Origin of the sequence: Marinobacter sp. F4218 (genome assembly GCF_019443085.1) — a bacterium.
GTDB classification, from domain to species: domain Bacteria; phylum Pseudomonadota; class Gammaproteobacteria; order Pseudomonadales; family Oleiphilaceae; genus Marinobacter; species Marinobacter albus.
Map to the genome: position 1 here is coordinate 1,730,819 of NZ_JAHZIL010000003.1, position 22,658 is coordinate 1,753,476.

Annotated in this window: 18 protein-coding genes and 1 riboswitch; of the genes, 8 read left to right on the forward strand and 10 right to left on the reverse strand. The window is 61.5% G+C overall.

The features are described 5' to 3' along the window. Positions 1-2: 2 nt before the first annotated feature. The 4 genes from urtD to urtA form a co-directional block, all read right to left on the reverse strand. A complete protein-coding gene (urtD, locus tag K0B93_RS11990) occupies positions 3-761 on the reverse strand; it encodes an urea ABC transporter ATP-binding protein UrtD (protein WP_219867433.1) in 759 nt (252 codons plus the stop codon). Further along, the gene (urtC, locus tag K0B93_RS11995) at positions 761-1,993 is read right to left on the reverse strand and encodes an urea ABC transporter permease subunit UrtC (RefSeq protein ID WP_219867434.1); all 1,233 of its coding nucleotides are present in this window, start codon (positions 1,991-1,993) and stop codon (positions 761-763) included. Before urtC ends, urtD begins: the two co-directional genes overlap by 1 nt. Before the next feature lie 9 nt (positions 1,994-2,002). Further along, complete coding sequence (gene urtB / locus K0B93_RS12000; RefSeq protein ID WP_218636084.1) at positions 2,003-2,929, reverse strand: urea ABC transporter permease subunit UrtB; 927 nt, start codon at positions 2,927-2,929, stop codon at positions 2,003-2,005. An 83-nt stretch (positions 2,930-3,012) separates the two neighbouring features. Further along, positions 3,013-4,191, reverse strand: a complete 1,179-nt coding sequence (gene urtA, locus K0B93_RS12005) for an urea ABC transporter substrate-binding protein (protein ID WP_416383209.1) — start codon at positions 4,189-4,191, stop codon at positions 3,013-3,015. A gap of 400 nt (positions 4,192-4,591) precedes the next feature. Between urtA and K0B93_RS12010 the strand changes: the two genes are divergently transcribed. From K0B93_RS12010 to K0B93_RS12020, 3 genes are all read left to right on the forward strand, one after another. Beyond that, a complete protein-coding gene (locus K0B93_RS12010; protein ID WP_219867435.1) occupies positions 4,592-7,975 on the forward strand; it encodes an ATP-binding protein in 3,384 nt (1,127 codons plus the stop codon). After that, entirely contained in the window at positions 7,962-8,867 is a 906-nt protein-coding gene (locus K0B93_RS12015) for a DNA-binding response regulator (RefSeq protein WP_219867436.1), read from the forward strand. Before K0B93_RS12010 ends, K0B93_RS12015 begins: the two co-directional genes overlap by 14 nt. Positions 8,868-9,051: 184 nt before the next feature. After that, complete coding sequence (locus tag K0B93_RS12020) at positions 9,052-9,681, forward strand: DUF3047 domain-containing protein (RefSeq protein WP_416383210.1); 630 nt, start codon at positions 9,052-9,054, stop codon at positions 9,679-9,681. Positions 9,682-9,696: 15 nt separating this feature from the next. Here the strand turns inward: K0B93_RS12020 and K0B93_RS12025 are convergent, their stop codons facing one another. From K0B93_RS12025 to K0B93_RS12035, 3 genes are all read right to left on the reverse strand, one after another. After that, positions 9,697-10,527: a substrate-binding periplasmic protein gene (locus K0B93_RS12025; protein WP_219867437.1), complete on the reverse strand. Its 831-nt coding sequence runs from the start codon at positions 10,525-10,527 to the stop codon at positions 9,697-9,699. A gap of 89 nt (positions 10,528-10,616) precedes the next feature. After that, entirely contained in the window at positions 10,617-12,122 is a 1,506-nt protein-coding gene (gene nhaB / locus K0B93_RS12030) for a sodium/proton antiporter NhaB (protein WP_219867438.1), read from the reverse strand. Positions 12,123-12,381: 259 nt separating this feature from the next. Continuing rightward, positions 12,382-12,555, reverse strand: coding sequence for an enoyl-CoA hydratase-related protein (locus tag K0B93_RS12035; protein ID WP_219867439.1), 174 nt, complete (start codon positions 12,553-12,555; stop codon positions 12,382-12,384). Between the two features lie 198 nt (positions 12,556-12,753). Here K0B93_RS12035 and K0B93_RS12040 point away from each other — a divergent pair, with 198 nt between their 5' ends. The 5 genes from K0B93_RS12040 to K0B93_RS12060 all read left to right on the forward strand — a co-directional run bounded on the left by K0B93_RS12040 (position 12,754) and on the right by K0B93_RS12060 (position 17,746). Continuing rightward, entirely contained in the window at positions 12,754-14,418 is a 1,665-nt protein-coding gene (locus K0B93_RS12040; RefSeq protein WP_219868111.1) for an AMP-binding protein, read from the forward strand. A gap of 33 nt (positions 14,419-14,451) precedes the next feature. Continuing rightward, positions 14,452-15,219, forward strand: a complete 768-nt coding sequence (locus tag K0B93_RS12045; RefSeq protein ID WP_219867440.1) for an SDR family NAD(P)-dependent oxidoreductase — start codon at positions 14,452-14,454, stop codon at positions 15,217-15,219. 32 nt (positions 15,220-15,251) lie between these two features. Then, positions 15,252-16,034, forward strand: coding sequence for an enoyl-CoA hydratase-related protein (locus K0B93_RS12050; RefSeq protein ID WP_219867441.1), 783 nt, complete (start codon positions 15,252-15,254; stop codon positions 16,032-16,034). A 21-nt stretch (positions 16,035-16,055) separates the two neighbouring features. Further along, positions 16,056-17,195, forward strand: coding sequence for a cyclohexanecarboxyl-CoA dehydrogenase (aliB, locus tag K0B93_RS12055; RefSeq protein WP_219867442.1), 1,140 nt, complete (start codon positions 16,056-16,058; stop codon positions 17,193-17,195). 83 nt (positions 17,196-17,278) lie between these two features. Further along, on the forward strand, positions 17,279-17,746 hold the full coding sequence (locus K0B93_RS12060) for a MarR family winged helix-turn-helix transcriptional regulator (protein ID WP_219867443.1): 468 nt from the start codon (positions 17,279-17,281) through the stop codon (positions 17,744-17,746). 24 nt (positions 17,747-17,770) lie between these two features. Here K0B93_RS12060 and K0B93_RS12065 read toward each other — a convergent pair whose 3' ends face one another. The 3 genes from K0B93_RS12065 to glmU form a co-directional block, all read right to left on the reverse strand. Beyond that, on the reverse strand, positions 17,771-19,015 hold the full coding sequence (locus tag K0B93_RS12065; RefSeq protein WP_219867444.1) for a D-amino acid dehydrogenase: 1,245 nt from the start codon (positions 19,013-19,015) through the stop codon (positions 17,771-17,773). A gap of 166 nt (positions 19,016-19,181) precedes the next feature. Continuing rightward, positions 19,182-19,280: riboswitch (glycine riboswitch) on the reverse strand. Between the two features lie 97 nt (positions 19,281-19,377). After that, the gene (gene glmS / locus K0B93_RS12070) at positions 19,378-21,210 is read right to left on the reverse strand and encodes a glutamine--fructose-6-phosphate transaminase (isomerizing) (RefSeq protein ID WP_219867445.1); all 1,833 of its coding nucleotides are present in this window, start codon (positions 21,208-21,210) and stop codon (positions 19,378-19,380) included. A gap of 27 nt (positions 21,211-21,237) precedes the next feature. Next, on the reverse strand, positions 21,238-22,605 hold the full coding sequence (gene glmU, locus K0B93_RS12075; RefSeq protein ID WP_219867446.1) for a bifunctional UDP-N-acetylglucosamine diphosphorylase/glucosamine-1-phosphate N-acetyltransferase GlmU: 1,368 nt from the start codon (positions 22,603-22,605) through the stop codon (positions 21,238-21,240). Between the last annotated feature and the right edge of the window lie 53 nt (positions 22,606-22,658).

The window sequence follows — 22,658 nt, forward strand, 5'->3', positions numbered from 1 at the left end:
GATCAGTGCCCCAGGTAGACTTCGATGACTTTCGGGTCCGATTTCACGTGCTCGATGGACCCTTCCGAGAGAACCTTGCCCTGATGCATGACGGTGACCCGGTCGGCGATGTCGCCGACAAACTGCATGTCATGCTCGATCACCAGCACCGTGTGGTCCTTGGTGATCACCTTGAGCAGCTCGGCGGTTTTCTTGCGCTCGGCCACGGACATGCCGGCCACCGGCTCATCCAGCATCAGCAGGTCCGGCTTCTGGATCAGCAGCATGCCAATCTCCAGCCACTGCTTCTGGCCGTGGCTGAGGGACGCCGCCGGCTCGTTCAGGGCATCGGTAAGAAAGATGGTCGCTGCCACCTCTTCCACCGCCTCGATCACCGCCGGATCGCGCTTGAACGCCAGCGCCCCGCCGACGCTGTGGCCCTTTGGAAATGACAGCTCCAGGTTCTCGAACACGGTCAGGTCCTCGAACACCGAGGGGGTCTGGAATTTCCGACCCACGCCGGAATGGACAATCTGGTGCTCCTTGAGCCTGGTGAGCTCCTTGCCGGCAAACTTGATGGACCCGGAGGTAGCCTTCGTCTTGCCGCAGATCAGGTCCAGCACCGTGGTCTTGCCGGCACCGTTGGGGCCGATGATGACCCGGATTTCCTTGGGATCGAGGTAGAACGAGAGGTCATCCACTGCCTTGAAGCCGTCGAAGGACACGGTGAGACCTTCCACCGCCAGCAGGAAATCACTGTTCTTGGATTTGGCTGCGTTCATCAGGATTTCTCCGGGCTGTAGTGTTCAATCATCGGGTCGTATTCGCGCGCTTCCTTCGCCTCAACCGCGGGCTTGCGCGCCTCGGGGGTCGGCTCGGGCTCGGATACCGGCTGGGCCTCGGCCTTGGGCTTGCGCTTGAACAGGCGCTCTTCAAGCGGCATCACGTAGCTCTGGTAGAGCCCGGCCAGACCGTTCGGGAACGCCAGCACCACACCGATGAACAGGGCACCCATGGCGAACGGCCAGAGTTCCGGGAAGGATTCCGAGAAGCCACTCTTGGCAGCGTTCACCAGCAGCGCGCCGTAGACCGCACCGAGGATCGACAACCGGCCGCCGAGGGCGCAGAAGATCACCATCTCGATGGAGGCGACGATGCCGATGAACGACGGCGACATGAAGCCGACGATCAGGGTGAACAAGGCGCCACCGATGCCGGCAAAGGCCGCCGCCAGGCAGAACACGAAGATCTTGAAGGCGGCGACGTCGTAGCCGGAGAAACGCACCCGGTTTTCCTGGGCGTTCATGGCCACCAGGATGCGGCCGAGCTTGCGGTTCTGGACGAACCGGGCCACAAACAGGCACAGGAAGAGCATCGCCACGCAGACGAAGTACAGGGTGGTCCGGGCGGCATCGGTCCGGATGTCCCAGCCCATCAGGGTCTGCAGGTCGGTGATGCCGTTCACGCCACCGGTGTAGCCCTGCTGGCCGATGATCAGGATGGTCAGGATGGCCGCAATGGCCTGGGTGATGATGGCGAAGTACACGCCGCCCACCCGCCGGGTGAACATGGCGAAGCCAATGACGAAGGCCAGCAGCATGGGCACCCCGATCACCGCCAGCAGGGTGAAGGAGAAGCTGTGGAACGGTTCCCAGAACCACGGCAGCTCGGTGAGCTGGTTCCAGTCCATGAAGTCCGGAATACCCGGGGTGGACTGGATGGCCGTGGCCTCCGGCGTGGAGGCCTCCAGCTTCAGGAACATCGCCATGCAGTAGCCGCCGAGGCCGAAAAACACGCCCTGGCCCAGGCTGAGGATGCCGGCCTTGCCCCAGCACATCACCAGGCCGATGGCCACGAAGGCGTAGGTCAGGTACTTGCCCACCATGTTCAGGCGGAAGGGGTCTAGCGCCAGCGGCAGAATGACCACCAGCAGCGCGGCCAGCGCGAGGTAATACAGCCCCTCGCGGGAGGTAAACCAGTTCACTATCGATGGTGTTTTAGACGGTGTTTTCATGACGAGCTCCTAGCGACGAACCTTGAGGGCCATCAGGCCTTCGGGGCGCAACATGAGAATGCCCACGACCACCAGCAGGGTGAGAACCTTGGCCATGGAACCACTCAGGAAGAACTCCATGGTGGACTGGGCCTGGGAAATGCCGAAGGCGGAGACAATGGTGCCGATCAGGCTCTGGGCACCGCCAAACACCACCACCAGGAAGGTGTCGACGATGTAGGCCTGGCCGGAGGACGGGCCGGTGGAGCCGATCATGGTGAACGCGGCCCCGGCGATACCGGCGATGCCACACCCGAGGGCAAAGGTGGCGCGGTCGATGCCGGCGCTGTTGATGCCCACCGCTTCCGCCATGGGGCGGTTCTGGACCACGGCCCGGACTTTCTTGCCGTAGCCGGAGCGGTACATCAGGAGGTAGACGCCGACGGCAATCGAGAGCGCGATGATCATCACGAACAGGCCGTTGATGGGGAGTTCCACCAGGTCGGTCACCTGGAACGCCCCCATCATCCACTCGGGAAGTTCCACGCCCACTTCACGGGCACCGAAGATCGAGCGGTAGGCCTGCTGCATGATCAGGCTCAGGCCCCAGGTGGCCAGCAGCGTGTCGAGCGGTCGGTGGTAGAGTCGCCGTATCATGAGCCACTCGACGAGCGCTCCCAATGCGGCACAGATCAGGAAGGCCAGAATCATGGCCACAAAGAAATACCCGCCAAACAGGCTGGGCAGGTAGCTCTGGAAGAAACCCGAGGTCAGGTAGGTGGTGTAGGCGCCGAGGATCATGAACTCCCCGTGGGCCATGTTGATGACACCCATCTGACCGAAGATGATGGCCAGGCCCATTGCCATCAGTACGAACACTGAAAACAGGGAGAGCCCGGCAAACCCCTGCATGGCAAATATCGACATCAATTCACTGCTGGTGTAGCCATCGAACATGACCCTTTCTCCCCTTCAAACCAACATGCTTTACGTTCTGGAGGTAATGGCTGCCGGCGCGCGCAGGCGCCGGCAATCCATGCTTACTGGTAACCCTCCGGGAACGGGTCCGGCTCCATCAGCTCTTCGGTCTCGTAGACAACCTGGTACTGGCCGTCAGTCTGGGCGCGGCCGATGCGGGTCTTGGACCACAGGTGGTGGTTCTCGTGGATGCGCACGTAACCTTCCGGCGCTTTCTTGAACTCGATGCCGGCGAAGACTTCGCGGATCTTGTCGATGTCGAAAGAGCCGGCTTTTTCAACCGCGGCCTTCCACAGCCACGGGCCAAGGTAAGCGGCCTGGGTGACGTCGCCGATGACCATGTCATCGCCGTAGGTTTCCTTGAAGGCCGCTACAAACTCCTGGTTGTTGGGGTTGTCGAGGCTCTGGAAGTACTTCATGGAGGCGTAGATGCCTTCCACGTTCTCACCACCGATGCCGCGGATTTCGTCCTCGGTCACGGAGATGGTCAGCAGCAGGGGCTTTTCTTCGGTGAAATCAACACCGGCGGCCTTCATCTGCTTGTAGAAGGCGACGTTGGAGCCGCCCACGACCGAGGCAAAGATCACATCCGGCTTCTTCAGCTTGATCTTGTTGATCACGGAGTTGAACTGGGTGTGGCCCAGCGGGTAGTACTCCTCACCCACGACCTTCAGGCCCAGCTTGTCGATGTGCTTGCGGGCGATCTTGTTGGAGGTGCGCGGCCAGATGTAGTCGGAGCCGAGCAGGTAAAAGCTCTTGGCGCCCTTCTCCTTCACCGCCCAGTCGATACCCGCCAGGATCTGCTGGGTGGCTTCCTGGCCGGTGTAGATGACGTTCGGGGACTGCTCAAGGCCTTCGTAAAAGGTGGGGTAGTAGAGCATGCCGTTGTACTGCTCGATCACCGGCAGGATGGCCTTCCGGGAAGCGGAGGTCCAGGCGCCGAAAATGGCGGCGACATCGTCCTGGCGCAGCAGTTTGCGGGACTTCTCGGCAAACGTCGGCCAGTCACTGGCACCGTCTTCCTGAACGTACTTGATCTCACGGCCGAGCACGCCGCCGGAGGCGTTGATCTGTTCAATGGCCAGTTTTTCCGCCTGCACCGAGCCGATCTCACTGATCGCCATGGTGCCGGTGATGGAGTGCAGGATGCCGACCGTGACGGTGTCATCGGTCACCGCCAGCCCTGTGGTGTTGACCTCGGCGGTGCTTGGCCCTGCCGCTTGCGCGGAGGTGGCCAGCATGACCGACGCCGCCAGTGTCATCAGGCTCTTGCGAAACCCTAGTCCCTTGCCTATCGACCGCCCACTGGCGGTTATCTCTGTCGTACCCATGGTGATTCCTCGCAGTGTTTGAAAGCCGGAACCGCGCTTCCTTGCGAAAGCACAGCGCCCACGTCAAACATTCTGCTCAGCCCCCTCCCGGGTGCCCATTCGGCAATCACCCCAGCGCACTACGTCATTTGACGCATTCCGGTCCCCGGCCCAAACGGCTAAAACGCAGGTACACGAATTAGATGTCACCGCATCTCTCTGCGCGCCGAACTATGGCACGGAACTTGTTGAAGCTTTCAGGTCCGGTGCGCGGAACCCCAAAACCGCACCATAACCGGGCACTTACCCAGGTTACACAGGCAAGGCAGCGATGGCCGCACGACAGAATATTTTCCGGGTTCGGCGCAGGTACAATCAGTGGGTCGCCAACCAGACGCTGGAAGACTACGCCCTGAGGTTTACCGCCAAGAGCGCCCGGCGCTGGTCGGCTGCCCGGGTCAGCAACACCGCCCTGGGTGCGATCTCGTTCCTGGCCATGGAAGCCATCGGCGGCTCCATCACCCTGCACTACGGTTTTGACAACGCGGTCGCTGCGATCCTGGTGGTCAGCCTGGTGATCTTCCTGACCGCCATCCCGATCAGTTACTACGCTGCCCGCTACGGCGTGGACATTGACCTGCTGACCCGGGGCGCGGGCTTCGGCTACATCGGCTCCACCATCACCTCGCTGATCTACGCCTCGTTCACCTTCATCTTCTTCGCCATCGAGGCGGCCATCATGGCCATGGCCCTGGAGATGCTGTTCGGCATTCCGCTGGTGCTGGGCTACCTGATCTGTGCGGTGGCGATCATCCCGCTGGTGACCCACGGCATCACCACTATCAGCCGGTTCCAGGTCTGGACCCAGCCGGTGTGGATCCTGCTGCAGCTGGCGCCGTTCGTGTTCATCATCTACGCCGATGCCTCGTCCATCAGCGACTGGACAAAATTCGAGGGCCTGGGAGAGGCCGCCGGCCAGGGCCTGAACGTGGTGATGTTCGGCGCGGCCGCCGCCGTGGTGTTCTCGCTGATTGCCCAGATTGGCGAGCAGGTGGATTTCCTGCGGTTCATTCCGGAACCCCGGAACCGGGAGGAGAAACGCCGGTGGTGGGTGGCTGTGATGTCCGGTGGGCCGGGCTGGATCGTGATCGGCATGCTCAAGATCCTGGCCGGCTCCTTCCTGGCGGTACTGGCCCTGAACCAGGGCATATCGGCCACGGAGGCGGCGGATCCGACCCAGATGTACGTGGTCGCCTTCAACTACATCACCCACTCGCCGGAGATCTCCCTGGCGATGGCGGGAATCTTCGTAATCCTGTGCCAGCTCAAGATCAACGTCACCAACGCCTACGCCGGCTCCATCGCCTGGTCCAACTTCTTCTCCCGGCTCACCCACAGCCACCCGGGCCGGGTGGTATGGCTGTTCTTCAACGTCGCCATTGCCCTGCTGGTCATGGAGCTGGGGGTCTACCGGGCACTGGAGGAAACCCTCGGCTTCTATGGCATCATCGCCATCGCTTGGGTCGGCGCGCTGGTGGCGGACCTGGTGATCAACAAGCCGCTGGGGCTCAGCCCCAAACACATCGAGTTCAAGCGCGCGCACCTGTACGACATCAACCCAGTGGGCGTCGGTGCCATGATCACCGCCTCGGTGGTGGGCATTACCTGCCACACCGGCGTCCTCGGCGACTACGCCGAAGCCCTGTCTCACTTCATTGCCATGGCGGTGGCGCTGATTACAGCGCCGTTGATCGCCTGGAAGACCGGCGGCCGGTTTTACACTGCGCGCCCGTTCACGCCCCTCGCCACCGACCACCAGCTGGTGCAATGCACCATTTGTGAACACAGATTCGAACCGGAGGATGTCACCAGCTGCCCGGCCTATGCCGGCACCATCTGTTCGCTGTGCTGCTCGCTCGATGCCCGCTGCGGCGACGCCTGCAAACCCGGCGCCGGTTACCAGGAACAGCTCCAGCAATTTCTCGGCAAGCTGATGCCCGGTGCGCTCCTGAGCCGGCTCCACTCCCGCCTCGGTCACTTCCTGAGCCTGCTGTTTCTGATCAATGGCCTGTCCGGCCTGCTGCTATCGCTGATCTACTTCAAGACGCCGGTGGCCTCGGCACCCGAAGCCCTGCTGCTGTCCGTCACCCTGTGGAAGGTATTTTTCATCCTGGTGATTGTCACCGGGGTGATCTGCTGGCTGTTTGTGCTGGCCCACGAAAGCCGGGTGGTGGCGGAGGAAGAGTCCGGTCGTCAGACCCGGCTGCTGATGGAGGAAATTGTCGCTCACGAGCGCACCGATCAGGCCCTGCAGCAGGCCAAAGAGCAAGCGGAGGCAGCAAATGGCGCGAAAAGCCGCTATCTGACCGGCATCAGTCACGAACTCCGCTCACCACTGAATGCCATTCTCGGTTACGCCCAGTTGTTGGAGAACGATGACTCAGTCCCACCCCACCGGAAGGAGGCCCTGGGGGTGATTCGCCGCAGCGGTGAATACCTGGCCGATCTGATCGAGGGGCTGCTGGACATCTCCAAGATCGAGGCCGGGCGGCTGGACCTGCACCGGGACCAGGTGCGAATCGGGCTGCTGATGGAACAGCTGGTCACCATGTTCCAGCTGCAGGCCGAGGAGAAGGGCCTGGCGTTCGATTACCACTGCCCCTACCCGCTGCCGGAAATGGTGACCACGGACGAGAAACGCCTGCGCCAGATCCTGATCAACCTGCTGTCGAACGCGATCAAGTACACCGACAGGGGCGAGGTATCCCTGACCCTGCGCTACCGGAGCCAGGTGGCGGAGTTCACCATCCGGGACACCGGTGAAGGCATAGCCCAGGAGAACATTGAACGCATCTTCCGGCCGTTCGAGCGTATCCGTACCCCGGGCCAGAGCCGCAGTGGCACCGGGCTTGGCCTGACCATTACCCGCCTGCTCACCGAGATCATGGGCGGCGATATCTCGGTGGCCAGTGAACCCGGCCAGGGCAGCACCTTCAAGGTCAGCCTGATGCTCTCCAGCCTGCACAGCTCCAGTCCCCGATCGGTCAGCGCCCCGGCTCGTCGCATCTATGGCTATCACGGCACCCGGCGCAAGGTCCTGCTGGTGGACGACGATATCTCCCACCGCCAGGTCATCCGCGCCATGCTGTCGCCGCTGGGTTTCGAGATTATCGACATCGGCAATGCCCTCAGGGTCGAGGAAACCGTGGCCGCCGAACGCCCGGACCTGGTGCTTCTGGACGTCTCCATGCCGGGCCGTACCGGCTGGGAGGTCCTCCAGCAGCTGCGGGCGGACAAACACGCCATGCCGGTGGTGATGGTGTCCGCCGATGCCAACGAGGGCCATCATGCCGCGGACTCACCGCGCCTGCACGACGGCTACATCATCAAGCCGGTGCGTCTGAACCTGTTACTGGACACCATCGCCCGGGTGCTGGACCTGGAGTGGCGGTTCGAGAAGAGTGCCGAACCGCTGGCCGCCATCCCGGTGTCGGACACCGGTGACCTGCCCTTGCCCGCCATGGCACATCGCCAGGTTCTGGCGGACCTGGCCCGAATCGGGCACCGCAAGGGGCTGCTGGAGGCGCTGCATGGCCTCAAGCATCGGGGCGAGGCCGAAGAACGCTTTACCGACGAACTGACCCAACTCACCAATGATTTTCAGTTTGAAAAAATTCTGGAATTACTCGAGGTAGCCGAACATGAAGCTTCATGAGGACCGGAAAACCGTCGTGATGGTCGTGGATGACGCGGTCGACTCCATTCGCATGATCAACGATGCCCTCGAGGAAGCGGGCATGACCGTATTGGTGGCGCTGGAAGGCAATCAGGCCCTCACCATCAGCCAGAACATCACACCGGATGTGGTGCTGATGGATGCGCTCATGCCGCACATGGACGGTTTTGAAACCTGCCGGCGGCTGAAGGAGAACCCGGCGTTCACCGACATTCCCATCATCTTCATGACCGGCCTGAGTGACACCGAACACGTGGTCATGGGTCTGAACGCCGGCGGGGTGGACTATGTCACCAAGCCCATCAACACCACGGAACTGCTGGCGCGCATGGACGTGCACCTGACCAATGCCCGGATGACCCGCAGCGCCCGCAATGCCCTCGACACGGCCGGCCAGAACCTGTTTGCGGTGGACCGGGAAGGCAACCTGCTCTGGGGCACGCCGCAGGTCTGCCGGTGCCTGCCCGACAGCAGTCATCCGGAGTTCCCGGATGTCCGGGCACGGCTGGAAGAGTGGCTCAGCCACAATCTGGAGCCGGGGCATGTCATGCCGTTGCGGGCCCTGGATACCCCCCGGTCGGTGGAGTACCTGGCGCTGGTGGACGGCCGCGAGTACCTGCTCCGGCTGAAGACACCGCAGAACCAGAACAGCGCCGCTGCGGCCCTGCGGGAGCGATTCCAGCTGACCCTGCGGGAATCGGACGTGCTACTGTGGATTGCCAATGGCAAGACCAACCGGGAAATCGGGCAGATTCTGGACATGAGCCCACGCACGGTAAACAAGCACCTGGAACAGGTCTTCCGGAAGCTGGGTGTGGAAAACCGGACCGCCGCAGCCGCCAGCGCCATCCGCCTGCTGGCAACCCAGTAGGCGCGTTCGGGCACTTTTAAGCACTCGGGCTGTCTCCCCGGTAACCCACGCGAATTCCGCAGAGGAGACCCATGTGCGTCTGACGGCACTGAAATCACTGATTCCCGCACTGGCCCTGGCCACCAGCCCCTGGCTGGCCCCCGCTGCACAGGCGGAAGGCACTGACTTACCTGCCTTCTCCGAGATCGAAACCCTGGGGGGCAACTCCGGCTGGGAGCCCCTGGAATTCCCCAAGATTGACCGGCATTCCCGCTACGAACTGGTGACCGACGAGGGCATACAGGTGGTCCGGGCCCGGACGGCCGGTGGGGCCTCCGGGATGATCACCCGGCTGGAACTGCGGCCAGGGGATTCGCTGGTTCTGCGCTGGCGCTGGAAGGTATCGAACGTATTTGAGCAGGGCAATGCCCGTAAAAAGTCCGGCGACGACTACCCGGCACGGATCTACGTGGCGTTCAAATTCCAGCCCGAGAAAGCCGGTTTTTTTGAACGGGCCAAGCGCAAGGCCGTCGAGGTACTGTTTGGTGAAAGCCTGCCGGGCAACGCCCTCAACTACATCTGGGCCAATACCCTGCCCGAGGGCGAGTTTGTCCCCAACCCCTACACCGACAAGACCATGATGGTGGCGGTAAATTCGGGGAGCGAACGGGCGGGTGCATGGGTCACGGTAGAACGGGATATCGTCGCGGATTACCACCGAGCGTTCGGGGAGGCGCCCCCACCCGTGGTCGGCATTGCCATCATGTCGGATTCGGACAACACCGGGGAAACGGCCACGGCCTGGTACGGCGACATCGGGCTGTCGACCGAATGAGGTCGACGGCCCAAGCTAGCGGTACTGTTCCGGAAAGCCGGGAATGATGTACGCCGGCATGACGGTCCGCACCCCGGGTACTTCGCCTTTCTCGGCCAGTCGCAGATAGGCGTCGTCGAACTCCTCCCTCAGGATCGCCGCGCGTGGGCGGGCGAGGGAAAACAGCCAGGCCACGTTGCGACTGCGCACTTCCGTTTCGCCAATCTTCTCATCAGCGGGCCCATCCAGGATTTCCAGCACCGGCTCCCGGTAGTCGAGCAGATAGTCTCCCCGGTTACGCTTGAGCATATCGATGGCTGAGCGGTGGTTGGGGGCTTCGGTGATGCGAATGTCCTCGACGTCATTCAGCCAGTTGATCAGCCCCGCGTAGGTGTAACCGCCGATCACGATCACGGTCTTGCCCCGGAGCTGGTTGAAATTCTCCAGTGGACGCATCTTGTTCTGACTGTACCAGGCACTCAGCTGGATCGGCATCGGGCTGGCCCAGCTTTCCAGCACTTCGCCATCGAGGGTGGGGATATCCGTCGGCCCCGGCCAGAGGTCGATCAAGCCGTTACGCAGGTATAGGTAGACCCGGCTTACCGGCAGGTAAATGAACTCCGGGGTGTAACCGGCTTCGATGGCGACCTTCCGGGTGATCTCCATCATCGCCCCGTCCGCCTCACCGGCTTCATTCCGGTACGAGAGCGGCGGAAACTCCACGTAGGCGATGCGCAGGGTTTTCGATGCGGCCTCTTCGCCCGAGGCAATCGATGGCCAGGCCAGGACAGACACCAGGAGCCACAGGGCGAAGGTGGCGAAGCCAGCGGGATTCGATGCGGGGCGACGGATACAGCAGCTGTTCATGGCTTCCAGTTCATGTGATCGCTTTTAGCAGAGCTTATCAGACCGGAAAAATTGTGCACGGACAGCTGCCTCAAAATAACAAAGGGCCCTCAGATGTGGTTGACCACCATGTACAGGCCGACACCACCCATCACCAGGGTATAGGGAAAAGCCATGATCACCATGCGCCCGTACGACAGGCGAACCAGGGGCGCAATGGCCGAGGTCAGCAGGAACAGGAACGCAGCCTGGCCATTGGGGGTGGCGACACTGGGCAGGTTGGTGCCGGTGTTGATGGCGATGGCCAGGTCCTGGAAATGCTCGTAGCTGATGCTGCCGGCATCCAGCGCCTGTTTTACTTCGCTGATGTACACGGTGGCCACGAAGACGTTGTCGCTGATCATGGAGAGCACACCGTTGGCAATGAAGAACATGCCAGGCTGTTGACCCTCGGGCAGGGACAGGACGTAATCGATGATCGGCTTGAACAGGTGCTGCTCGTGGATCACCGCCACCACGGCGAAAAACACCACCAGCAGGGAGGTAAATGGCAGGGATTCCTGGAACGCCTTACCGATCTGGTGTTCATCGGTGATGCCGGTGAACGAGGTGATCAGGATGATCACCAACAGGCCGATCAGGCCAACCTCGGCCAGGTGAAAGGCGAGACCGACCACCAGAATGCCGGCGGCGATGGCCTGCACCCAGAGCGCGGCCTGATCGGCCTTGGTGCGCTTGGCCCGTTCGTTCTCGGCAAATTCTTCCAGCACCTGACGGACCGGCCTGGGCAAACGCCCGCCGTAACCAAACCAGCGCAGCTTCTCCAGGGCCCAACAGGTAAACAGGCCGGCCGCGAGCACCGGCAGGCTGACCGGCGCCATGTGCAGGAAGAAACCGGCGAAATCCCAATCCACCACCTTGGCAATCAACAGGTTCTGGGGCTCACCCACCATGGTGGCAACCCCGCCCAGGGCGGTACCGATGGCACCGTGCATCAACAGGCTGCGCAGGAAGGCCCGGAAGTTTTCCAGATCCTCCCGGTGCAGTTCGACCACCTCCTCGTCACTGCCGGCGTTGTGGTCTTTGTGGTGATAGCCCTTCCCGGACGCCACCTTGTGGTAGACCGAGTAGAAACCCACGGCCACGCTGATGATCACCGCGGTGACGGTCAGGGCATCCAGAAATGCGGACAGCACGGCAGCGGCGCTGCAGAACAGCAGGGACAACGCCGACTTGGAGCGCACCCCCACCAGGATCTGGGTAAAGGTCACCAGCAGCAACTCTTTCATGAAGTAGATGCCGGCCACCATGAACATCAACAGCAGAATCACCGGGAAGTTGGTGAGCACTTCGAGGTACACCGCGTCCGGCGTGGTCAGGCCGATGAGCAACGATTCCACCGCCAGCAGGCCGCCCGGCAACAGCGGGTAGCATTTCAGCGCCATGGCGAGGGTGAAAATGAACTCTGCGATCAGGAGCCAGCCGGCGGTCCCCGGCCCCAACAGATACATCACGATAGGGTTGGCGATCAGGAACAGCAGGATGACCTGTTTGTACCAGACTGGCGCCTTGCCAAGGAAATTGTGGGTAAAGCCGGAGATGACGGTTGTGGGCATTGCGGGTTTCTTCTAAAAAAACGGGTTACTGGAAGGGTGCGGCAGAAAGCCCGCATCTTCCTTGATATTTGTGTACCGGGGTATGGTCCGAAGGTACGCTTTGCGACCACTTTTGGTCCTGGCAACAAGAACGCACGGAGGGGTCAGCCACCCGCAAGACATTCGTACCATTACAGGAATACAGTGAAAACGCTGGCCGCATTTTAACCGATTTCTAGCGCCATGCGGGCACCGGGGTCAAAAAATAAAACAGAACCGCCTAACGATGCTTCCACTCCGGGGTTCGTTTTTCCAGGAACGCATCCAGCGCTTTCAACGCGTCCGACAGCTCCGACATCAGGGCGTTGTTCAGCGCATTGTGCACTTTCGGGCGATTCAGCCTGATCAACGCAACCGCACCGTCCCTCTCTAGCAATATGTTGTTGTATGTCATGACATCTCCGGATCACCAAATCAAAATAAAACCCAAAATACCTTTGTAAAAGGTATCCCAGGAGTCTTAGCCAACCCAATTATAAAGCAATATGTTGACATATAATTTTCAAGAGGCGTATGTTGAATGACACCGTAGTGGTCCGTATTGGACCGATCGCCAATGACCAGCAAAAACCGACAACAACAGGTGAATTACATGGAAACTGGCCTGACCCACCAACCCGACCGCCGCTCCGCCATGATTCAAAGCGGAGCCTGGAACGACAAACTCATTACCGACTACCTGGACCAGGCGGTCACCCATACCCCGGACCGGGAAGCCATTGTCGGATATCAAGTTACCGGGGACACCCGAACCGCTCTCACCTACCGGGAACTGAATGACACTGTCACCCGCATGGCCGCCGGTCTGGCCGGCCTGGGCATCGGGAAGGGTGATGTGGTGGCCTGCCAACTGCCCAACTGGTGGCAAACCACCGCCCTGCACCTCGCTTGCATGCGCATCGGCGCCATCCTGAATCCGCTGATGCCCATCTTCCGCGAGCGCGAACTGCGGTTCATGCTCAAGCACGGGGAGGCCCGCCTGCTGGTCATTCCGAAGCTGTTCCGCAACTTCGACTACGAAGCCATGGTCGATGGCATCCGGGCCGAACTGCCTGACCTGGAAACCCTGCTGGTGATCGGCGGCGAGGGCGATCGCAGCTTCGAGCAACGCCTGCTCGACACCGCCTGGGAAGAACAGCAGGACACCGACGCATTGTTCCGGGAGCGCCAGCTCAGTGCCGACGATGTCATCCAGATCCTCTACACCTCCGGCACCACCGGCGAGCCCAAGGGGGTGATGCACACCTCCAACACCCTGTTCTCCAATGTCCGTCCCTACGCGGACCGGCTGCACCTGGGTTCGGACGACAAGGTCCTGATGGCCTCACCTCTCGCGCACCAGACCGGCTTCATGTACGGCATCATGATGCCCATCTACCTGGGTACCACCGCCATCCTCCAGGACATCTGGGACGCCGAGTACGTGTGCAAAGTGATTGCCGCCGAGCAGCCGGCCTTCACCATGGCGGCCACGCCCTTCCTGGCGGACCTGGTGAAAGCGGCCCCCAGGCACGAGGGCGAACTGGATTCCCTGCGCATCTTCGTATCGGCAGGTGCCCCGATCCCCAGCGCGGTGGTGGAACAGGCCGGCAAGGTGTTGAAGGCAAAGATCGTTTCGGCCTGGGGCATGACCGAGAACGGCGCGGTCACCATGACCTGCCCGGAAGATCGCCCCGAGCGGGCAAGCCAGTCCGACGGCAAGGCCCTGCCCTGGATGGAAGTGAAAATCACCGACTTCCAGGGTAATGGCCTGCCCGCCGGCGAAGAAGGTAACCTGCTGGTCCGCTGCGCGAGCCTGTTTGTCGGCTATCTCAAGCGTCCGGAACTCTACGGCGTCGATGAGGACGGCTGGTTCAGCACCGGCGACCTGGCGCGCATGGACCAGGACGGTTACATCCGTATCACCGGTCGCACCAAGGACGTGGTGATACGCGGCGGCGAAAACATTCCCGTGGTTGAAGTGGAAAACCTGCTCTACAAATTCCCCGGCCTCGTCGATGTCGCCCTGGTGGGCTGCCCGGACGACCGGCTCGGAGAGCGGGTGTGCGCCTACGTAACCCTCGACGACAACGCCACGGGCGTCACCCTGGACGAGGTCAACGGGTACCTGCTCGAACAGAAACTGTCCAGGAATTACCTGCCCGAATTCCTTGAGGTCATCGACGCCATGCCTCGCACCGCGTCTGGAAAGATCCAGAAATTCAAGCTGCGTGAACAGGCCAGAGCGGTTCACCCGGAGCCGGCCAGGCGCAGCTAACCCGTTTACCGACACACACAGGAGCACACCATCATGAGAGGCCTCAACGGAAAAACAGTCATCGTCACCGGTGGCGGCGGCGGCATTGGCCGCGCCGTATGCCTGCGCTTTGCCGAGGAAGGCAGCCTGGTGGCCGTTCTGGACCGGGACGAGGGGGCGGCTCAGGCCACCGTCGATCGGATCACCGAAGCCGGCGGAAAGGGCCGGGCCTACACCGCGGACATCACCGATTACGCCGCCATCACCGAAACCGTCGCAGCCATCGAGAATGACCTGGGCGTGCCCACCGTTCTGGTCAACAACGCCGGTTTCGACCGCTTCCTGCCCTTCCTCAAGACAGACCCCAAACTCTGGGATCAGTTGATTGCGGTGAACCTGACCGGTGCTCTGAACATGCACCACGTGGTGCTGCCCCGGATGGTGGCGGCCGGTGGCGGCAAGGTCGTCAACGTGGCCTCGGACGCCGCCCGGGTCGGCTCCTCCGGCGAATCCGTCTACGCCGCCTGCAAGGCCGGCCTGGTGGGCTTCAGCAAAACCGTTGCCCGGGAACTGGCCACCAAGAACGTGTGCCTGAACGTGGTCTGCCCCGGCCCCACCGATACCGCCCTGCTCAAGGGCGTCGCCGAAAGCGCCCCGAATCCGGAAAAACTGCTGGAAGCCTTTCGCAACGCGGTACCCATGAAGCGGCTGGCGCAGCCGGAGGACTACCCGGGGGTGATTGCCCTGCTTGCCAGTGATGACGCCAACTTTATTACCGGCCAGGTCATCAGTGTATCCGGTGGCCTGACCATGGCCGGCTGAACGGCCTTTTTCACAAATACGGAGAACCGACCATGACCTACGAAGACATCCTGTACGACGAAACCGACGGCATCGCGACCATCACCATCAACCGCCCGGAACGCTATAACGCCTTCCGCGGACAGACATGCATGGAACTGATCGACGCCTTCAATCGCGCTGGCTGGAACAAGGACATCGGGGTGATCGTCTTTACCGGCGCCGGCGAGAAGGCCTTCTGTACCGGCGGCGATCAGGGTGCTCACGAAGGCCAGTACGATGGCCGCGGACTGATCGGCCTGCCGGTGGAGGAACTGCAACGCCTGATCCGGGAAGTGCCCAAGCCGGTCATCGCCCGGGTGAACGGCTTCGCCATCGGCGGCGGCCATGTCCTGCATGTGATCTGCGACCTGAGCATCGCCTCGGAAACCGCCATCTTCGGCCAGGTCGGCCCCAAGGTGGGCTCGGTTGATCCGGGGTTCGGTACCGCCTACCTGGCACGGGTGGTGGGCGAAAAGCGGGCCCGGGAAATCTGGTACCTGTGCCGCAAGTATTCCGCCCAGCAGGCGCTGGAATGGGGGCTGGTGAATGCGGTGGTCCCGCCGGAGCAGCTGGATGAGGAAGTCCGCCAATGGTGCGACGAGATCCTCGAAAAGAGCCCCACGGCCCTGAGCATCGCCAAGCGGTCCTTCAACGCCGACAGCGACAACATCGCCGGCATCGGCGCCCTCGGCATGCAGGCCCTGAGCCTTTACTACGACACCGACGAGTCCAAAGAGGGCGTGAGCGCCTTCAAGGAAAAGCGAAAGCCCGAGTTCCGCAAGTACTACAAGTAGGCCGAAGGCCCGGAGACCACCATGAATTTCGCATTCAACGAAGAACAGATGGCGATCCGCGAAGTGGTCGCCCGCTTCAGCACCGAGGTGCTGGCGCCGGGCTACCGCAAGCGGGATCAGGCGGGTGTCATCGAACGGGATGTCATCCGCCAGCTTGGCGAGATGGGCCTTCTGGGCGGTGAGCTGTCCGAAGAGTTCGGGGGCAGCGGCATGGATTGTGTCACCAGCGGCCTGATCATCGAGGAGATCTCGAAAGGGGATTTCAACGTGGGCTACATCCCCCTGCTGGCGTCCCTGAATGGCCAGATCATCGCCAGCCACGCGACCCCGGCCCTGGCAACAGAGTGGCTGTACGGCATAACCGCTGGCCAGAAGGTGGCCTGCATCGCCCTGACCGAACCCCATGGTGGCTCGGACGCCGCCAACCTGCGCCTGAAGGCCGAGAAGAAAGGCGACGCCTACCTGCTCAACGGCGAGAAAACCTCCATTTCCATGGCCGACCAGGCCGATGTGGCGGTGGTGTTTGCCCGCACGGGCACGGTGGAGCAGCGGGCCTCTGGCATCAGTGCTTTCCTGGTCCCGATGGACAGCCCGGGCATCACCACTACCCGGTTCGAGGACAATGGCCAGCGTGCCATCGGCCGCGGCTCCATCTTCTTCGACAACGTGGAAGTGCCCGCCAGCAACATGATGGGTGTCGAGGGTAAAGGCTTCAAACAGGTGATGCAGGGGTTCGACTACAGCCGGGCGCTGATCGGCCTGCAGTGCCTGGCCGTGGCCCAGCAGTCGTTGGATGAGACCTGGCAGTGGCTGACCGAACGCACGGCCTTCGGTCAGAACCTGTCCGCGTTCCAGGGCCTGACGCATCCGCTGGCGGAATACCAGACCTACGTTCAGGCGGCGCGCCTGCAGTGCTACCATGCGCTCTGGCTCAAGGACAACAACCTGCCCCACAATGCCGAGGCAGCCATGAACAAGTGGTGGGGGCCGAAGCTGGCATTTGATGTGGTCAAGCAGTGCCTGCTGGCCCATGGCCACACCGGCTGGGGCGAGGATCTGCCGTTTGCCCAGCGGCTTCGGGACGTTCTGGGCCTGCAAATAGGTGACGGCACCGCGCAGATCATGAAGAATATCATTGCTCGCGAGTACCTACCCAAGTAATGCGCCCCCTGACCGACGCGATTCGGGGCGCCGATGCATACCTTCCTGGGCATCCGGCCGGGAAGGGACAGACAGGAGCTCAGATGATCGTCAACGAATCCGGCGGTATTCCGAACCGGCTGTTTTTCCGCCTGTTCCAGACCGGAAACATCCTCCAGCGGCAGGTTCAGAATGAAATGGGGATCAGCGCGGTGCAGTGGGCGGTGCTGGGGGCGCTGTCACGGGAAGGGTTTGAAGACGGAACGTCCTTCAACCAGCTCAAGGAGTACCTGCACGTCAGCCGGCAGAACCTCGACGGCGTACTGAAACGCATGGAGCGGGATGGTCATGTGGTGCGAATTACCGATCCCCAGGACCGGCGCGCCCGACTGGTGGTGCTTACCGAATCCGGTCGGGAATTCTGGAACAAGCTGCAGGACACCATCACCGAGTTCTACCAGCAAGCCCTGCAGGGATTGAGCTTCGATGACGGAGTGAGTCTGCTGCACCTTCTGAAAAAACTGCAACGGGACCTGAGCGGGATTTCGCTTGGCGATAAGCCCGGCCAATGAATATGGCCGGGCCAACAACCCAGACTAGCCGGCAGCGCTGACGGTAACGCCAGACGACGACCTTTCAACAGCTTCGGCCAGCATCTCGGCGGTAATCGCCGACAGGGTCCAGCCCAGGTGACCGTGACCGGTGTTGTAGAACACGGTCGGCAGGCGACCCGGACCCACGCGCGGCATCATGTTGGGCAGCATGGGGCGCAGTCCGGCCCAGGGCACAACGCGGCGGGTGCTGACCCCCGGGAAACATTCCTCGACCCAGCGGGTCAGCGGCTTGATCCGGTCATCCCGGATATTCCGGTTGAAGCCGTTGAATTCCGCCGTCCCCGCAACGCGGAAGCGGTCATCGCCGAGCCGGCTGGTCACCAGCTTGGTGGCGTCGTCCAGCAGGCTGACTGTCGGCGCAGCCTTCTGGGAAGCCTCGTCATCCAGCTGGACGGTGATGGAATAGCCTTTTACCGGGTAGATATTCACCCGGTCGCCCAGCTTCGCCGCCAGTGCCCGACTGCCGGTGCCCGCGCAGATCACCACTCCGTCAAAGGTGTCGCGATTCTGCTGTTCGCCGTCGTAGGCAGTCACCCAGGCGTTGTTCTGATCTGCACTGAGTTCGGTTACGGTGTGCCCGTAGCAGGTCTTGACGCCGAGGCGCAGGATCGCCTCGGCCAGGCCATTGGTGAACTTGTGGATATCACCGGTTGAATCGCTTTCGGTGAAGAAGCCACCGTAATAGGTTCCGGCCAGGGTGGGCTCGATCGACTTCATTTCCTCCGGGGTGACGGCCCGGCGCTCGAGACCGCCGGCAGCCAGCAGCTTGGAGACGTTGGCAGCGTGATCAAAACCGTCCTTGTCACGATAGATGTGCAGGATGCCCTGCTTCTTCAGGTCAAAATCAATGCCCTCGTCCTGCGCCCACTGGAACAGGTGTTCCCGGGCGGCAATGGCCATGCGCGCAGTTTCGGTGGTGTTCTGCTCATACTGGGGAATGGCGGCGATAAACTCCGCGAACCAGCTCAGCTTGTGCCAGGACGGCTTGGGGTTGACCAGCAGGGGGGCATCACTTCGGAGCATCCACTTCATGCCCTTCATGATGGTCTGCCAGTTGTTCCAGACCTCGGCGTTGGAGGCTGACAACTGGCCACCATTGGCGAAGGAGGTTTCCATCGCGGCATAGCGGTGCTTTTCGTAAACGGTGACATCAAGGCCGCGCTTGGCCAGGGTATAGGCGGTCGTGATACCGGTGATACCACCGCCAATTACTGCAATTCGCTTCATACAACCATCTCCAGGAGGCGTCCAGGGTTTCCTTCCTACCCACAGTGGTAGAAAGCACCCCTTCCGTCACGGAACCTGAGAGATTCACGCGCCGATTCAACGGAATCGGCGGCTTGCTCCTTCGGTGTGCCGACTGACGCAGTCGTCGACAGCTCTTCGGAAAGTTTTCAAGTTAGCGGTCCTTTTGCCTGAGAGTTTCCGGGGCAGTTGCTCCTTCGGCGCCGGTCGCACAGCAGTGCAACACAGTCTCTCCCGCTAACAAGTCTGGCTATGAGCCAGTCTGCTTTGCAAAATAGCAAAAAACGCGGTTCTACAAAACCTTTAGCTGCGACAACCCGATTTGGCACCGGACAGCGGTGAAGCTATTCGACCGTCACGCTCTTGGCCAGGTTGCGCGGCTGATCCACGTCCGTACCCTTGAGGACGGCGACGTGGTAAGACAGCAACTGCAGCGGAACCGTGTAAACAATCGGGGCGGTGATTTCATGCACCGACGGCAACTGCATGACGTGGATATGTTCTTCCGGTCTGACGTCAGCCGACTGGTCAGCAAACACAAAGAGTTCACCGCCGCGGGCCCGGACTTCTTCCAGGTTGGACTTGAGCTTCTCCACGAGGTCGTTGTTGGGGGCCACGGTCACGACCGGCATTTCACTGTCCACCAAGGCCAACGGTCCGTGCTTCAGCTCGCCCGCCGGGTAGGCTTCCGCGTGGATGTAGGAGATTTCCTTGAGCTTGAGAGCACCTTCCAGAGCAACCGGGAACTGCGATCCCCGCCCGAGGAACAGGCTGTGGTTCTTGTCCATGAACGCCTTGGACATCTCGGCAATGTCCCCATCCAGGGCCAGCACCTGATCGACCTGACCCGGGAGCTGGTGAATCGCTTTCACGATGTCGGCTTCCCGCTGCTCATCCAGGCCATTATGGCGGGCCAGGGCCAGGGTGAAGATCAGCAACGCCGTGAGCTGGGTAGTGAAGGCCTTGGTGGAAGCCACACCAATCTCCGGGCCCGCCTGGGTCATGATCACCAGATCGGATTCCCGGACCAGGGAACTGCCGGGAACGTTGCAAATGGCGAGCGCGGCCCGGAAACCGGCCTGTTTGGCCTGGCGAAGAGCTGCCAGGGTATCGGCCGTTTCTCCGGACTGGGAAATGCACAGGAACAGGGTGTCCCGCTGGATCACGTGCTTGCGATACCGGAACTCGGACGCCACCTCAACGGAGCACGCCACACCGGCCAGCTCCTCAATCCAGTACCGGGCGACCATACCGGCGTGGTAGCTGGTGCCACAGGCGATGATTTGAACGTGGTTCACGTCCTCCAGCAGGTTGGCCGCCTCGGTGCCAAGGGCCTGTTCCAGGACACGGCTGTCGGTAATCCGGCCTTCCATGGTGGCCTTGATCACTTTTGGCTGCTCGTATATTTCCTTGAGCATGAAGTGGCGGTATTCGCCCTTGTCGGCGGAATCGGCACCGTGTTCGAAGCGGGTGACCTTGCGCTCCACCGGGGTCCCTTCACGGTCGTGGATGACCACCTTGTCCTTGTGGATGTCGGCGATATCGCCTTCTTCCAGGAACATGAACCGGTCCGTTACAGGCAGCAGAGCCAGCTGGTCGGAGGCAATGAAGTTCTCGCCAATACCGACACCGATTACCAGGGGACTGCCTTCCCGGCACACCACCAGGTGGTCCGGCTCGTCCGAATGCACAACGGCGAGGGCATAGGCCCCCCGCAGGCGGGCAATCGCAGCCTTGACCGAGGCGTACAGGTTGTCCATCTCCCGATAGTACTTCTCGATCAGGTGGGCAACCACTTCGGTATCGGTCTGGGAGGAGAACTCAAAGCCTTCGCTCTTCAGCTCCTCACGCAGATCCTGATAATTCTCGATGATGCCGTTGTGTACGATGGCCAGGCGTTCACCGGACATGTGCGGGTGGGCATTGATCTGCGAAGGTTCTCCGTGGGTTGCCCAGCGGGTGTGGGCAATGCCCAGGTGCCCGGTTAGCGGGTTTGTGTTGATGGCATCGCTCAGGGACGCAACCTTGCCCACTTCCCGTGCCCTCTGCACCACGGTTCCGCCATCGATCACCGCCATTCCGGCGGAGTCGTAGCCCCGGTACTCCAGACGACGCAGTCCCTCCAGAAGAATGCCCTGAACGTCCCGTTCCGAAACCGCACCTACAATCCCACACATGCTGCTTTCACCTGTCCTGTAAGCTAATCAATCGGTTTTCTTCGGCCGTTCCCAGCCGGAAATATTACGCTGGCGACCACGGGCCACTGCAAGTTCATTGTCGGCCACGTCCCTGGTGATGGTCGAGCCGGCACCAATGGTGGCATCCGCGGCAACAGTGACCGGAGCGACGAGGGAGCTGTTAGAGCCAACAAACACGCCGTCGCCGATCACCGTCTGGAACTTGTTAACTCCATCATAGTTGCAGGTGATGGTGCCTGCACCCACATTCACATTACGGCCCAGGGCGGCATCGCCAACGTAGCTCAGGTGGTTGATTTTACTGCCCTCACCTACGATGGCCTTCTTGGTTTCTACAAAGTTACCAACCTTGGTGTCGGCGGCGAGGTCGGTGCCGGGACGCAGCCGGGCAAACGGTCCGATCTGGGCGTTGGCGCCAATGCTGGCACCTTCAATGACGCTGTGGGCCTTGATCTGGGTGCCATCGGCAATGCGGGCATCCCGGATCACACACCCGGGACCGATGGTGACCTGACTGCCAAGCTCCACTTTGCCCTCAAACACGACGTTCACATCAATCAGAATGTCGTTGCCGATGGTCAGTTCACCCCGGACATCAATCCGGGCCGGATCGGCCAGGGTCGCTCCCTCGGCCATCAGCCGCTCGGCTTCCCGGCGCTGGTACCAACGTTCGAGCTCCGACAACTGAAGCCGGTTGTTAACACCCTGAACCTCGAAAGGATCCCGCGGCTGGGACACCGAGATCGCTAGATCGTTTTGCACCGCCATGGCAATGATATCAGTGAGGTAGTACTCGCCCTGGGCATTGGCATTCGACAACGCCGGCAGCCAGGCTTTCAGATGCTTCGCAGAGACCGCAAGAATCCCTGTATTCACCTCGCGGATCGCCTGCTGGGCCTCGCTGGCATCCTTCTGCTCTACGATCGACGTGACGTTGCCGGAGGCATCCCGGACAATCCGCCCGTAACCATTTGGATCCTCAAGGGTGACGGTCAGCAGGCCCAGGGTTTCGTCGTCCAGTCCTGCAACCATGGCCTCCAGGGTATCCCGGCGAGTCAGCGGTACATCCCCATAAAGCACCAACACCCGCGCGTCGTCCGGCAGATCCGGCAACACCTGGGCGACGGCATGGCCGGTGCCCAGCTGTTCGCTCTGGACCACCCAGTTTACGGTCGCTTCAGCGGTAACTGAACGGACCTGGTCCGCGCCATGTCCAATTACGGCGTGAATCTTTTCCGCACCGAGCTGTTTGGCAGTCCCGATCACGTGGTGGAGCATCGGCCTACCTGCCACAGCGTGCAGGACTTTCGGCAACGCGGATTTCATTCTCGAACCCTGACCGGCGGCCAGAATCACAACGTGTAACGGGCTCATGGACAAATCAGACCCCCGGAGTCTCTGGATTTTGTGTCATTAAACGAAAAAAG